At 69.6% G+C, this 13,785-nt stretch carries 12 protein-coding genes and 2 pseudogenes; 8 read left to right on the top strand and 6 right to left on the bottom strand.

All coding sequences use genetic code 11. The annotated features are described in order from the left end of the window. Positions 1-40 precede the first annotated feature (40 nt). Complete coding sequence (locus FHU36_RS22135) at positions 41-1,966, bottom strand: glycoside hydrolase family 127 protein (protein WP_185085827.1); 1,926 nt, start codon at positions 1,964-1,966, stop codon at positions 41-43. Between the two features lie 147 nt (positions 1,967-2,113). On the opposite strand from FHU36_RS22135, the gene FHU36_RS22130 reads away from it, so the two are divergent. From FHU36_RS22130 to FHU36_RS22115, 4 genes are all read left to right on the top strand, one after another. After that, positions 2,114-3,019, top strand: coding sequence for a polysaccharide deacetylase family protein (locus FHU36_RS22130; protein ID WP_185085826.1), 906 nt, complete (start codon positions 2,114-2,116; stop codon positions 3,017-3,019). A 286-nt stretch (positions 3,020-3,305) separates the two neighbouring features. Beyond that, on the top strand, positions 3,306-3,629 hold the full coding sequence (locus FHU36_RS22125) for a pentapeptide repeat-containing protein (RefSeq protein ID WP_185085825.1): 324 nt from the start codon (positions 3,306-3,308) through the stop codon (positions 3,627-3,629). Positions 3,630-3,731: 102 nt separating this feature from the next. Continuing rightward, positions 3,732-4,361, top strand: a complete 630-nt coding sequence (locus FHU36_RS22120; RefSeq protein ID WP_185085824.1) for a class I SAM-dependent methyltransferase — start codon at positions 3,732-3,734, stop codon at positions 4,359-4,361. A gap of 60 nt (positions 4,362-4,421) precedes the next feature. Further along, a protein-coding gene (locus tag FHU36_RS22115; RefSeq protein ID WP_221496752.1) for an IS5 family transposase occupies positions 4,422-5,320 on the top strand; the annotation gives its coding sequence in 2 pieces (ribosomal slippage) (positions 4,422-4,764 and positions 4,764-5,320; 900 coding nt in all). Between the two features lie 14 nt (positions 5,321-5,334). Here the strand turns inward: FHU36_RS22115 and FHU36_RS22110 are convergent. Beyond that, the gene (locus FHU36_RS22110; protein WP_185085823.1) at positions 5,335-5,712 is read right to left on the bottom strand and encodes a VOC family protein; all 378 of its coding nucleotides are present in this window, start codon (positions 5,710-5,712) and stop codon (positions 5,335-5,337) included. 904 nt (positions 5,713-6,616) lie between these two features. After that, a pseudogene (locus FHU36_RS22105) lies at positions 6,617-7,386 on the bottom strand (transposase family protein). Positions 7,387-7,735: 349 nt separating this feature from the next. On the opposite strand from FHU36_RS22105, the gene FHU36_RS22100 reads away from it, so the two are divergent. Together FHU36_RS22100 and FHU36_RS22095 are read left to right on the top strand one after the other, a co-directional pair. Next, on the top strand, positions 7,736-9,559 hold the full coding sequence (locus FHU36_RS22100; RefSeq protein WP_221496516.1) for a protein kinase domain-containing protein: 1,824 nt from the start codon (positions 7,736-7,738) through the stop codon (positions 9,557-9,559). Between the two features lie 133 nt (positions 9,560-9,692). After that, the gene (locus tag FHU36_RS22095; protein WP_185085821.1) at positions 9,693-10,673 is read left to right on the top strand and encodes a threonine ammonia-lyase; all 981 of its coding nucleotides are present in this window, start codon (positions 9,693-9,695) and stop codon (positions 10,671-10,673) included. Positions 10,674-10,681: 8 nt separating this feature from the next. Here FHU36_RS22095 and FHU36_RS22090 read toward each other — a convergent pair. Together FHU36_RS22090 and FHU36_RS22085 are read right to left on the bottom strand one after the other, a co-directional pair. Then, positions 10,682-10,939: pseudogene (locus tag FHU36_RS22090) on the bottom strand (IS982 family transposase); the annotation flags it as partial. A 49-nt stretch (positions 10,940-10,988) separates the two neighbouring features. Continuing rightward, positions 10,989-11,294: a hypothetical protein gene (locus FHU36_RS22085; protein ID WP_185085819.1), complete on the bottom strand. Its 306-nt coding sequence runs from the start codon at positions 11,292-11,294 to the stop codon at positions 10,989-10,991. Here FHU36_RS22085 and FHU36_RS22080 point away from each other — a divergent pair. Beyond that, entirely contained in the window at positions 11,284-11,520 is a 237-nt protein-coding gene (locus tag FHU36_RS22080) for a hypothetical protein (RefSeq protein ID WP_185085818.1), read from the top strand. The two genes, FHU36_RS22085 and FHU36_RS22080, sit on opposite strands and share 11 nt — an antisense overlap. A 244-nt stretch (positions 11,521-11,764) precedes the next feature. Here the strand turns inward: FHU36_RS22080 and FHU36_RS22075 are convergent, their stop codons facing one another. Continuing rightward, entirely contained in the window at positions 11,765-12,931 is a 1,167-nt protein-coding gene (locus FHU36_RS22075; RefSeq protein WP_185085817.1) for an erythromycin esterase family protein, read from the bottom strand. 90 nt (positions 12,932-13,021) lie between these two features. Between FHU36_RS22075 and FHU36_RS22070 the strand changes: the two genes are divergently transcribed. Beyond that, positions 13,022-13,705, top strand: a complete 684-nt coding sequence (locus FHU36_RS22070; protein ID WP_185085816.1) for a TioE family transcriptional regulator — start codon at positions 13,022-13,024, stop codon at positions 13,703-13,705. The last annotated feature ends 80 nt before the right edge of the window (positions 13,706-13,785 follow it).

Below are 13,785 nucleotides of genomic sequence, written 5' to 3'. Positions count from 1 at the left end.
GTTGCCTTCTTTCAGAATTGCTCGACGGCCGGGTGTGCCGTTACTGCGCCCTGACCCACACGCGCATGGCCGCGGCCGTGCGGTTGCCCCACAGGAAGTAGGGGACGAGGGTCAGGGGGACCTCCGCTTCCCGGGCGGCGGGAGGGGCGGGGGTGAGCTCCGGATAGAGCTCCGCCGGCGGTGGGGGCGCGACGCCCGCCGGCATCCGGAGCACGACCGCCCCCGGCAGCCCGCACTCCGACGTTGAGGTGCCCGCGGACACGCTCGCCTGCGCGAGCGCGTCCGCGGACAGGACGAGGTCGTCCACGGGGACCGGCGTGTCCTGCTGCTCGACGCAGTAGACCAGCGGGCCCCGGGCGACGGCGACCGTGCCGCGGGTCGCGTCCAGGTGGGGGTGGGAGACGTGGCCGCGCACCGGCATCGGCAGCTCCACCCGCAGCCGGTCGCCGTCGGCCCAGTGCCGCTCCACCGTCAGCCAGCCGTCCTGGGCCGCAACCGGCTCGCCGTCCAGCGTGACGTCCCGTGCCCAGGCGGGGATGCGCAGTCTGATCGCGTACGGGCGGCCGGGGGCGCGTTCGACGGTCAGCCGCACCGCGCCGTCCCACGGGTAGTCCGTCTCCAGCCGCAGCGCGAGGTCGCCGGTCTCGATCCTGCTGTCGGCGTACTGGGCGACGTACAGCGTGTCGCCCCGCTCGGCGGCCAGGTAGTCGCCGAGCTGCGCCATCCAGCGCACGACGTTCGGCGGGCAGCACGGGCAGCCGAACCAGGGCCGGCGCAGCGGGTCGCCGCCGGTCTCCGCGCCGCTGCGCTGCTCGTGGTCGGGGCGGCGCTGGAGCGGGTTGTCGTAGAAGAACGCCGTCCCGTCGGCCGACAGGCCCACGGCGTAGGCGTTGAACAGGACCCGTTCGAAGACGTCGAGGTACTTCGCCCCGCCGGTGGCCAGGAACATGCGCCAGGCCCACTGCATGACGCCCACGGCGGCGCAGGTCTCGCTGTAGGAGCGCTCGGGCGGCAGCTCGTACCGGTCGCCGATCGCCTCGTCGGAGTGGCGGCTGCCGAGCCCGCCGGTGATGTAGAGCTTGCCGGCGACCATGTCCTCCCACAGCCGGTCGAGCGCGTCGAGGAGGGTCCGGTCGCCGGTCTCCAGGCAGACGTCGGCCGCCCCGGCCGCCAGGTACGCCATCCGCACCGCGTGGCCGGTGACCGACGGCAGCTCGCGCAGCGGGAGGTGGTCCTGGAAGTAGTCAGGCGGGAAGATGCTGTGCGTGAGCCCGCCCCGGCCGCGCCGCTCCACGAACAGCTCGGCCTGCCGCAGGTAGTCGCGGTCACCGGTCTCCCGGTAGAGCTCGACCAGTGCCATCTCCACCTCGGGATGGCCGCAGACGGCCTCCTCGCCGCCCTCGCCGAAGCGCCGCACGACCAGGTCGGCGAATCTGACGGCCACGCCGAGCAGCCGGTCGTCGCCCATCCGCCGGGTGGCCGCCACGGCGGCCTGGATCAGGTGGCCCAGGTTGTAGAGCTCGTGGCCCCAGGCGAGGTCCTCCCACGGCCTCTTGGTCGCGGCCGGGTCCTGGAAGAACGAGTTGAGGTAGCCGTCGTCGGCCTGCACCCGCTCCAGCAACTCGACGACCTCGTCGAAGAACTCCCGGACGCCCTTGCCGTCACGGCCGGCGCCGATCTCGTAGGCCAGGCCCTCGAGCGTCTTGTACAGGTCGGTGTCGAGGAACGGGTAGCGGCCGCGGTAGGGCGGGGGGTCGGCGGCGAGCAGGCGGCTCAGGTTGGTGACGTTGCCCGCGGCGCGCAGCCGCTCGACGGTGTGCGGGATGGTGGCCCGCCGGTTCCGCTCCTGCCACGCCTGGAGCAGCCCGCCGGTGACGTGCCCGGCCGCCGGCGTGACGGCCCCCTCCGCGGTCCGTACGGCTCCCGGGCGTACGCCGGTGCGTGGCTGGACGGGCACTGAGGTCATCCATTGCTCCCAGTAAGGTGTGCTATTGCAGTGTGGCATTGCACTGTGGCATTGCACTGAACCTTAGGGGTCCGACAGCCGACTGCCAAGAGTCCGCGAAGGATTCGTCGGCTTCACGTCCGTCGCCGGTGGTTCACACTTGCGGGCATGGACGGACATGCCGCGCCCCGGGTCCGGTCGAGTGAGCTGCTGGGGTTCCCGCCCGACGCCCGGGTGCTCATCGTCAACTGCGACGACTTCGGGATGGACGACGCGATCAACGCCGGGGTGATCGAGTCGATCGAGGAGGGGATCGCGAGTTCGTGCAGCCTGATGGTGCCGTGTCCGGCGGCGCCGCAGGCGATGCGGCTGCTTCGCGGGCGGCCGGGGATACCGTTCGGGATCCACCTCACCCTCGTCTGCGAGACGGTCGGGCACCGGTGGGGGCCGCTGAGCGCGAGGGAGGAGGTGCCCTCACTGCTCGACGGCTCGGGCGAGCTGTTCGCGCCCACGCCCGCCGGGCGTGCTGCGCTACTCTCGCGGGCCCGGCTGGACGAGGTGGAGACCGAGTTCCGCGCGCAGATCGACGCCGTGGCCGAAGCCGGGCTCACGCCGACGCATCTGGACTTCCACTGCCTGGCCGACGGCGGGCGCGACGACATCCTCGACCTGACCGCGGCGCTGGCCGCCGAGTACGGGCTGGCCGTGCGGGTCTGGCTCGAACCCGGACGCCGCAGGATGCGCCGGCACGGCCTGCCGGTCGTCGACAACGCGTTCCTGGACAGCTTCTCCCTCGACCTCGACGGCAAGGCGGCCCGGTACGCCCGGCTGCTGCGCGACCTGCCGGCCGGGCTGAGCGAATGGGCGGTGCATCCCGCGGCGCACGCCTGCGCCGGCGGCGACGGGCCGGGGGAGACCGACGGCGGCCGGGGCGTGCGCCGGACGGATCGCGACTTCCTGACCTCGCCCGAGGCTCGCGAACTCGTCCGCCGGGAGAACATCGTCGTGATCGACTACCGGACGATCCAGCGGGCCTGGTCCCGGCCGCGCGACGACCTTCTGCCCGGCAGATGATATGTGGCACCCTCATGGCCGGCGGGATCGGGCCGCCACCGGCACGCCGGGAACGCGGCGTTGACCCATGGACTACGGGCATCCGCCGGCGTTCGGCGTCGCAGCTCACCCCCGCGAGTTCCGCTCCGCAGGCGCCCGTCGAGCCGGCCCGGCTGGGCGAACGACTCGGTTACGACGTGGTCGCCTTCCGGGACGACTCCGGCGAGCCCGTGACCGCCGACGTCTGGACGCTCCTGAGCTGGGTCGCCGGCCGCACCGAGCGGATCCCGAAAGGGCCGGACAGGACGTGGCCGCGCTCGGCGAGGCAGGCAGCGGGCGCGATCCGCAGGAGGAACGCCAGGCCCGTCTCACCGCCCAGCGCATCCTGGCCGACCACCTGCACCACCGCCCCCCGACCCCACGGCGCTGGCGGCAATCACGCCGCGCCGACCCCAATCTCCGCCACTGGCCCGACACCCGGCTCGACCTCACCGGCGCCGCTCTTGTCGACCTCAACCTGCGCGACTGCCGGATCGGCGAGGCTCGGTTCGACGGGGCGACCTTCACCGGCGACGCCTGGCCCGATGAACAGGAGGCGATGCGCCGGGCGGAGGAGGCGCTGGCACCCTAGGGCCTGTCCCGTGATCATGTGATCGGACAGTCAGACCTTAAGGGGTTGGGGGACACGGGGCCGAGAAACTGCGAACGTGCGCGGATGCTAGTTTCTTTCCCCGTGATGAAACATCAGGACGACACCAGGGCGGCCTACGACGGGGTCGTCGAGCTGTATGCGTCGATGTTTGCTAATCAGTTGGAGACGCAGCCGTTCTCGCGGAACATGATCGGTACCTTCGCTGAGCTGGTGCGCGGGACGGGGAACCTGCGGGCAGTCGACGTCGGGTGCGGGCCTGGACATCTGACGGCCATGCTGCACGATCTGGGGCTGGACGCCTTCGGGCTCGACCTCTCCCCGGGCATGGTCGACCACGCCCGGCGGGCCTATCCGGCGCTGCGGTTTGATGAGGCGCGGATGGAGGCCCTGCCGGTCGAGGACGGCGCGCTCGGCGGCGTGCTGGCCCACTACTCGATGATCCACACCCCTCCTGGGGATTTGCCCGCGCTGCTCGCCGAGCAGGTGCGTGTGCTGGCACCGGGCGGCCTGCTCCTGGTCTCGTTCTTCGCGACCGACGGATCGGAGCCGGTCCGCTTCGACCACAAGGTGACGCCCGCCTATAGCTGGCCAGCGGACCGGTTCGTCGAGTTGCTGGCCGGGGCCGGGCTCGTCCCGTTCGCCCGGCTGCTCCACGACCCGGCCTCAGAGCGGGGCTTCCTCGACGCCCACTTGCTGGCCCGCCTCCCCTAGATCGTGCCCGTGGCCTTTGGGGGCGTTTTGGTGTAGATCATCCATGTGGATGAGGAACGTCTGAAGCGTCATGATCTGACGGATGCGGAGTGGCTGCTGTTGGAGCCGCTGCTGCCGTCGCAGACCGTGCATGGAGCTCGGTGGAGTGATCATCGGACGGTGATGAACGGGATCTTCCATCGGACGCGTACGGCCACGCCGTGGCGTGACCTGCCGCCCTGTTATGGCAGGTGGAAGACGGTCTACAACCGGCATCGCCGGTGGTCGCTGGATGGGACGTGGGAGCGGATCCTGGACGGGCTGCGGGCGGGCTGCGACGAGGTCGAGGGCGAGGATTGGACGGTCAGCGCGGACTCGACTGTGGTCCGCGCGCACCAGCACGCGGCCGGGGCACGGCACGCTCCGGCCGTCGACCTGCCTTCAAAGGGGCTTGCAAAGATCACGAAGTGACGTCGGCGGGTCGGGAGGCCCTGGGACGGTCACGGGGCGGGTTGTCCACGAAGATTCATCTGGTGGCCGATCGGCGGTGCCGACCGATCAGCCGGATCCTCACCCCGGGCCAGCACGCGGACTGCCCGAAGTTCATCCCGCTGCTGAAGTCCATCCGCATCCCGCGCCGTGGCCCTGGACGACCCCGCAACCGGCCGGCCAGGGCGATGGCCGACAAGGCCTACTCCTCTCGCGCCAACCGCCGCTACCTGCGCAAACGCAACATCAAGGCCGTCATCCCGATGAAGAAGGACCAGGCCGCCAACCGCACGAGACTCGGCTCCAAAGGCGGCCGGCCCCCGGTCTTCGACCGGGAGGCCTACAAAGAACGCAACACCGTCGAGCGCTGCGTGAATAAACTCCGCCAGCATCGTGCCGTGGCCACCCGCTACGACAAACGACAACGCATCTACCAGGGCACCATCGACGTCGCCTCGATCCGCATCTGGCTCCGCGACCCCGTCACATGATCACGGGACACGGCCTAGCCGCCGTACGGCACCGTGATGATCTCCAGGTTGTGCCCGTTGGGGTCGGACCAGTAGAGGCCGCGCCCGCCGTCGTTGGTGTTGATCTGCCCCGCCCGCCGGTGGAACGGATCGGCCCAGTACGTCAGCCCGCGCTCCTTGATCCGGCCCCAGATCTGGTCGAACTCGTCCTCGCCGACCAGGAACGCGTAGTGCAGCGACGGCAGGTCGTCGCCCGCCTGCACGACGTCGATCGACACGTCGTTGCCGAGCGAGACGACCCGAAACGGGCCGTACTCCGACGCCGGCTCCAGGCCGAGGATCTCGACGAGGAAGGCGGCGGTCGCGTCCCTGTCCCTGGCCGGCATGATGGTGTGGTTGAGATGCACGGACATGCTTGCAGGCTACGCCAGCGCCACCGGGAGCGTCGCGACGCCGTTGACGAAGTCCGACGGCAGCCATGTCACCGGGCCCGTCACCTCGACCCTGTTCGCGTCGTGCGCAGTTCCGCCAGCCGGGCCGCGATCTCGGCGCGGGTGAGCTGCGCGGCCAGGCGGAAGTGCGGGCGTGACCGAAGGTCGGGTGCCTGTTCGGCCGCCTGGCCACATCGAAGCGGTCGGGGTCGTGGAAGACCGCCTCGTCGCGGTTGGCCGACACCGTTCACAACGCCACCACGTCGCCCGCCTCGATGCGCCGCCCGCCCAGCTCAGCCGGGCGGGCGACGACCCGGCCGATGTGGGCGGCCGGCGTGGTCCAGCGCTGTCGAGCAGTTGGCCTTCTGTTCGGAGGTCGTGGCGGAGGGCCTGGCGGCGGATGACCCGTGGCGCGGGTTCTGCCTGGTGATCGAGAAGCTTGCGGCAGGATTTCGTGCTGGAGGACGTCAGCCTGGCGCTGATGGCGAACGAAGGCCTCCGCACCGGGTCACCCCGGATGAGGGTGGCGGCGTCGCGCCGCTTCGCGGCCCTGATGATCCAGTCGTTCCGGGCCGGCCCCGTCCCGGTGCCACTCCCGCCGCCCGTCCGGCTGCCTCTTTAGTTGGACCAGGTGTAGCCGTTGGTGGAAACCTGGCCTCCGGTGGGCGGCTCGTCCACGGCGTGAGCCGGGCTCGCGAGCGCCATACCCGCAGCGACAACTGCCGCGGTGATGAGTATTTTCGTTGCCCAGTTCCTTGAAGCCATGGTTTACCTCCGATTATGAAATCCCAGGTACGGAAGTGATCGTACATATGCCATTGAACCCCGACAAGGGCGCAATTTAGGCGTATTCCATTACGCGGATTACGGCTTTAGTGACCTCTTTTCATCCTCGGGCGACTTCGTAGTTCTGCAGGACGGCGATGGCCTTGCCCAGGCGCCCGGTCTTGAGGGGGCAGCAGCGGAGCTTGCGCAGGATGCGCCAGGTCTCGTGCTGGGCGTTCGCGCTTTCGCCCGGACCACGAAGACGGGCGTGTGATCGGTTGGCCCGCTTCTGAGACTGGGGCTTGTCTTGCCCTTGTAGGGAGTGATAACCGGGTCTTCGGCACCCTGACAGCCCTTGTCGGCCAAGACGATGATTCCGGCCCGCTCCAGCGCACGCAGGATGCCCCAGATCCGGGCGGCGCTCAGGTCGTGCGTCTTGCCCGGCAACACGCCCGAGGTCCACAGGAATCGTCCCGTCCAGCGAGGCGATGACCCGGACGTTCATCCCATGCACGCGGTGCTTGCCAGAGAAGTACGGCCGGTCGGCCTTGATCCGGTCGGTGCGGAACGCCGTGCCGTCCAGCGCCAGGTAGTGCAGTCCGTGCCGCTTGGCCTTCCTCAGCGCCTGATTAGCTTGGGTGAGCGGGCCGACAACAACATCACCGTCTCCTCCACATACCGCCACGCCGGCGCCGTGGACACGCCGAAACCGGCTCCGAGCTCGTCGAACGTCTCGCCCTTGCGCAGGTAGACCAGCACCAGCAGAGCCTGCTGCCCTGGGTTGAGCAGCCGCCAGGCCGACCTGATCGCTTTGCGGTGCCGGCGGATCAGTCCGGCCACGTAGTTCAGGGTCGAGCGCGACAAGTCGACGGCAGCGCGATCGAACAGCACCCGCAGCTCCTGGTTGTGACGGGTGTGGTGGGATGTGATCGGCCTGTGGGGCCTCGCGCCGGCGCCGGACGACTGGCCCCGTTACAGGACCGTGTACTGCCTGGCCGTACCGCTGGACGGCCGGAAGATGACGAGACGGCTGGTCGAGTGACCACGTGTCTCGTGGCGCCGGCACTCCAGACGAGAAAGGCTGATGGCGACACGGGCCTGCATCACGATCGCACTCGGAAGGAACCCGCCTTTCCCTAAGGGCCAGGCCTGCCTGGACTGCAGACCACCCAATTCTCCTGACGAGCCAAGGCTAGTCTTGATCAGCCGCATGATACTCAAGGGAAGGGAGCCACCAGCGGTGCAGTCTCTGCAAGGACAGGACCCGGACCGGATCGCCGACTACCGGCTCATCGGCAGGCTGGGGGAAGGCGGCATGGGCGTGGTCTACCTCGCCCGCTCGCCGCGTGGCCGGATGGTGGCGGTGAAGACCATCCGCGCTGAACTGGCGGCGGCCCCGGATTTCCGCCGTCGGTTCGCCCAGGAGATCGCTGTGGCGCAGCAGGTCGGCGGGCAGTGGACGGCCGCCGTGCTGGCCGCCGACCCCGATGCGGCATTGCCCTGGGTGGCCACGGCGTACGTTGCCGGGCCGACTCTGCATCAGGTGGTAGCGGAGCAGGGCGGGCCGCTGCCAGAGAACTCGGTGCGCGGTTTGGCCTCCGGGTTGTGCCGGGCGCTGGGCGACATCCACGCCGCAGGGCTCATCCACCGTGATTTGAAGCCGTCGAACGTGATGCTGACCATCGACGGACCGAAGGTGATCGACTTCGGCATCGTCCGCGCCTTGGATGCCTCCACCACCGGGGGTCTCACCTCCGCGGGGGCAGTGATCGGCTCTCCCGGCTTCATGTCGCCGGAACAGATCCGGGGCGAGAAACTGACCGGGGCGAGCGACATCTTCTCGCTGGGCACGGTGCTGGCCTTCGCCGCCGCCGGGCGGCTGCCGTTCGACGCGCAGGACAGCCAGTTACACGCTCTGATGTACCGGGTGGTGCACGAGCCGCCGGACCTCACCGGTGTGCCAGAGCCGCTGCTGGGGCTGATCAAGGACTGCCTGACCAAGGACCCGGCTGACCGGCCGACCCTGGAGGAGCTTCTGGCGCGGGAAGAGACGCAGTACTGCTCGCTGGGGCCGTGGTTGCCGTCGGAGGTGCTGGCCCGGCTGGGCCAGGAAGCGGTGCAGCTTCTGGACCAGGAGGATCCGCGCACCCGGATGATCCTCGCCGCGGGCGCCGCGCCTGGCGCGGACCCGGTCGCCGAAGCAATGACCGTGGTCCCGGCCGCCTCACCGCAACCGCTCACTGCCCGGCTCACCATGTCTTTCGCTGACCCTGAGGACCCTGTCGCCGGCAATCAGCCGCATCAGCAGGCTGCCCGGACCGGGAAGTCGGAGGCGCCACAGTTCCGGCTGGTCGACGAACGCCGCCGCGCGCGCGGTCGGGCGCTTCCGGCCGACGGGTACCGGGCCGCTGTCTACTGGCTCCTCGCCCTCTTCGCCCTGGTCTCTGTCCTCACGGCCGTCCAGCAGCTCATTGTCGCCGTCGACGGAGCGGACCAGGACGGGTTATCCACCTTGTGGGATTCGCGGACAGAAATCGAGGAGATCGCCTATGTCCTGCTGGGCGCCCAGATCCTCTCCGGCGTCGGCCTGGTGGTGGGCTGGTTGATCTGGTTCGTCCGGGTGCGCGCCGTCGCTGAGCGGTTCGCGCCCGGGCAACTGCGGTACCGCGAGTTCATGGCGGTGGTCGGCTGGTTCATCCCGGTGGGGAACCTCTTTCTTCCCAAGCAAATCGCCAATGACGTCTGGCATGCCTCCAGCCCGCCCCGCCGGGGCGGCGGCATGGACCCCGCCGGTCTGCTGCACACATGGTGGTTCGTCTGGCTGGCCACCTTCCTGACCTGGCCTCTCTACTGGACCCCATGGACGGAGATGGGCAAGGTGATACATCCGGAAGGGGACCAGCCCTCCTGGTACGAGTTCGAGCCGCTGGCCTGGATCAGTCTGGCCCTGCACGTGCTGGTTGTGCCGACAACGGTCGTGGCGGCTCTCTATGTTCGCCGGCTGACCGCCATGCAGGCGGCCAAACTCGGCGAGCGACCGCTCACCCGCGCCCCGGCGGTGTGACGGCCCGGGTGCCGGGTCGGGTTGGATCGGTGAGCCGCCGTCCGTCTGCGTTGCTTTCAGGGGATCGTCAGACACCCGGTCGCCGGGCGTTCACCCCAAGGGAACAGCGCCGGAGGCGCTACGCTGTCGTGCCGTGCAGGAGACGCGCCTCGACACTGCTCGGATCCGGGCGGCTCGCCAGGTAATCGACCCGATTTTTCTCGACACTCCGATGTACCGCTGCGAGGCGTTGGAGCCCGACCTCGGTTGCACGGTGAGCATCAAGCTCGAAACGGCGAACCCGGTCCGCAGCTTCAAGGCCCGCGGCACCGAGTTGGTCGCCAGCCTGCTCGCCGACAACGGCTCGCGGGCCGTGGTGTGCGCCAGCGCGGGCAACCTTGGCCAGGCCCTCGCGTGGTCCGGTCGCGGCCGGGGGCTCGACGTCACCGTCGTGGCATCCCGCTTTGCGCCCGTGGCCAAGCTTGATCGCATCCGCGCATTGGGCGCCAGGCTGGAGCTGGTGGACGGCGACTTCGACCTGGCTCGCGAACGGGCGGCGACCATCGCGCGGCACGACGGCATCCGGCTGGTCGAAGACAGCCTGGACATCGAGACCTGCGAGGGCGCGGCGACCATCGGCCTGGAACTGGTGGACACCGTGCCGTCGTTCGACGCCGTCCTGATCGCTCTCGGCGGCGGGGCGCTGGCCACCGGTGTGGGTCATGTGGTGAAGTCCTTGGCACCCGGAGTCGAGGTGATCTGCGTCCAGCCGCTGGGCGCACCGGCGATGACACACTCGTGGCGCCGACGGCGCGTCGTGACCACCGACTCGACCGACACCATCGCTGACGGCGTCGCCGGCCGGTGTCCCATCCCGGCCGTCCTGGACGACCTCCTCCTGGTCGCCGACGATGCCGTCCTGGTCCGGGAGACGTCGATCATCGCCGGGATGCGGATGCTCCTCGACCACGCCGGCCTCGTCGTCGAACCGTCGGCCGCGCTCGGCATCGCGGCGATCCTCGAGGACCGTGACCGCTTCGCCGGCCGACACGTGGTCACCATCGTGTGCGGCAGCAACGTCGACGTAGACGCCTATCACCGCTGGGTCGGTGCGGCTCCCATCCACAGGTCTTGACAATCGCTCTGCCGGTTGTATCCAGGCTGGCCTGGGATGCAGGGGAGCATCCCGCTCAGCTCGGCGCGGGCGTGACGCAGCCGGCGGCGTTCGGAGGTGAAGCCCAGCAGCGCTGACAGCACCGCCAGGGTGACCAGCTCGGCATCACTCAGCGTCGGCGCGATGCCGACCTTCGGCCGCCACCGCGCCAGGTGCGGCTGGGCCTTCAACGCATCGTCGATTTGCACGTACAGTGCGGTTGCGAGGGTGTCCAACTCTTTCGTCACACATCGAGGATGGGCACCCTCGCCCTGTCTCCGCAGCTATGCCTTCGCATCAATCATCTAGATCGAGATCACCGTCGCCGACGGCGTCGAACTGCCACCGCTGTCCGACGGGACCGAGCGGATGTCGGAACGGACCCTCACGCTCTTTGTCTTCACCGTCGGCCTCGACGACAACCTGGGCGACTGGACACTTCCACCCCTCGGCGACAACTCGCACAGCTACTACGTGGACACCGGAGGCAAGGTCGAAGGCACCAGGCCCGGCAGCGACGTCGTCCATCGGCTGCGCCTGGACGAGGCCATCCAGGTCGACCTCGCCCGCCCGCCCGAACACGCTCGCCTTCGTGTACGCCATCCTGGCGACGCCGGTCCTGCTCGTCTTCGCCCTCGCGCTGCGGCGGCTGCGCAACAAGAACACCAGTCCTCTGGAGCTGGCGGCGGCTCTGCTCGCGGTCATCCCCCTCCGCCAGGTCCTGGTTCCGTCGGACATTTCAGGCTTCACCTTGCTGGACAAGCTGCTGGGGATCGAGGTGGCGTTCATCACCGCCGTGAGGCTCTTCGCCTACGCCCGCGATAGCTGATCAGGGTGCGATGAGGATCCAGTCGGCGCGGCCGACCTGCCGTCCCTGGCCGGCAGCTCGGCCGGCGTCCCCGACCCCGCCATGCGCCGGCCTCCAGGCTGCTCGTCGGGTTGCGTGCGGGTGTCTCCTCGTCACCAGGAACATGGGATCGCGTCTGCCCTGGTCATCGGAGGTTCTTCCGGATCGTTCGCGGTTTCTGGTGTGGTCGCGTGCGTGTCGGCAGAGCCTGACCCGCAGGCGCCTGTCAACCCAGCTTTTTCAGCCTGACAGCCTGCTTGAGGAAGACGATGCCGTCGATCAGGTCGAGCTGGGCCGGGTCCAGCGGGAAATAGGCGAAATCGTGGGAGATGCGCTGGGCGGGCTTCGTGGTGGCCTCGGCCAGGCGGCGGGCGTCGATGAGAGCGTGGTCCCATGGGAGCGTGGACAGGATGCCCTCGACGGTGTCCGGGGACGGGGTGTTGTCGCCGACCGTGCCGAGGGCTGAGGCCAGGAAGGCGTACCGGTCGCCCAGGTGCGTCCCCGTGATCGCCCCCGCGCTCCACCACTCCAGCGTCTGGTCGCCGAACGACATGAAGGTCTTGTTCCGCTGCAGGTGGAGGTTGCTGGAGTAGACCAGGGCCGGCCCTTGTTCGGCGACGGCACGCAGGTTGGCGGCCATCATCGCGTCCCGCAGGGCCGACAGCCGGGCCCACCGCGCCGGGGACGCATCGGCCATCCAGTAGTGGTAGCGGAGCAGGCCGGTGGCGGTGCGCCCGTACAGCTCCGCCCGCTGCCTGTCCTCCGCGCTCAGCCGCGGCGCCTGCGTGTCGAGCAGCGCCACCAGGTCGTCGGCGATCAGTCGCAGCCGCTGGGCGTCGGCGGACTGGCCGATCGACTGGGACGGATCCATGGCCGTGGCCTCGTTCGCCCACCGGTCGTCGGGGCCCAGCAGCGTGTCGAGGGTTTCCCTGGTGCAGGGGAGCGGGCCGTCGAGGAGGGCGTAGAGCGCGGCGAGCGCCTGGCGCGGGCTCGCCGCCCAGTACTCCAGAGGGCTGTCGACGCCGAAGAACCGGAGCTTTTCGTCATGCTCCTCGTTGTACGTCCGCATCCAGCGTACGAGGTCGCGGTTGGCCGGGGACGTGCCGAAGTCGTGGCTGAAGCCGCGTTCCATGACGTCGTCGAGCGTGCCCGTACCCGTCGTGATGTAGTCGTCGACCACGAGGCCCATGAGACAGTCGCTCTCGATGGCGAACGACCGGTAGCCCTCGTGCTCGACCAGATGCCGGAAGATCTCGTTGCGCAGGTCGCCCAGTTCCTCCACGAAGTGCCTGGCCTCGCCCAGGCCGAGCAGCAGGGGCTTGGCGGGAAGCGACCGGAGGAACGCCGAGACGCCCGTGCCGTCGAGTGGGCGGGCTGTGTCCTTGATATCCATGCCTTCAACGGTATCGTTGAACTTTCGGTGTAGACTTTGCCGATAAATCCCTGCTCCTATCGCGATGGACCTTCAATCGGTGATGCACCCATGAGGCCAGTGGACCTGGCGCGCGAGCACGGCCTGTCCACCCAGGCGATCAGGAACTACGAGGACGCCGGCATCCTGCCCGCCGCCGAACGCACCGTCCACGGCTATCGCACCTATACGCCGCTGCACGCGCAAGCCCTGCGCGCGTTCCTCGCCCTCGTGCCCGGGCACGGTCACCAGACGGCCACGTCGATCATGCAGGCGGTCAACCGGGGTGCCGCCCAGGACGCGCTGCGGCTCATCGACGAGAGTCACGGCCAACTCCTCGACGACCGCCGCACCCTCCAGGCCGTCGAAGCCGCGCTCGGCGATCTGGCGCCCGTGCCGCAGGAGCGCGGCGACACGTTCATCGGCCCCCTGGCCAGGAGGCTCGGCATCCGCCCCGCCACCCTGCGCAAATGGGAGAACGCCGGGGTGGTCCGGCCGCGCCGCGATCCGCAGACGGGCTACCGGATATACAGCGCGGCCGACGTACGGGACGTCCGGCTGGCCCACCAGCTCAGGCGTGGCGGCTACCTGCTGGAGCAGATCGCCCCGCTGATCGCTCAGGTCCGCTCCGCCGGAGGCGTCACCCCGCTGGAGTCGACCCTGCGCGACTGGCAGGCCCGCCTGTCCGCCCGGGGTCGCGCCATGCTCAAGGGCGCCGCCGACCTGGACGCGTACCTCTGCGCACGCGAACCCTGAGGCCGAGTCACGTCCTTGAACCGGAACGAGGCCGGCGCTTGGCGGAAACCATCCACACCCTGGCCCGGTCCGCCCTCCCA

Origin of the sequence: Nonomuraea muscovyensis (assembly GCF_014207745.1) — a bacterium.
GTDB classification, from domain to species: Bacteria; Actinomycetota; Actinomycetes; order Streptosporangiales; family Streptosporangiaceae; genus Nonomuraea; species Nonomuraea muscovyensis.
Note: the sequence above shows the minus strand (reverse complement) of the source record. Positions and strands in the feature narration are given on the sequence as shown.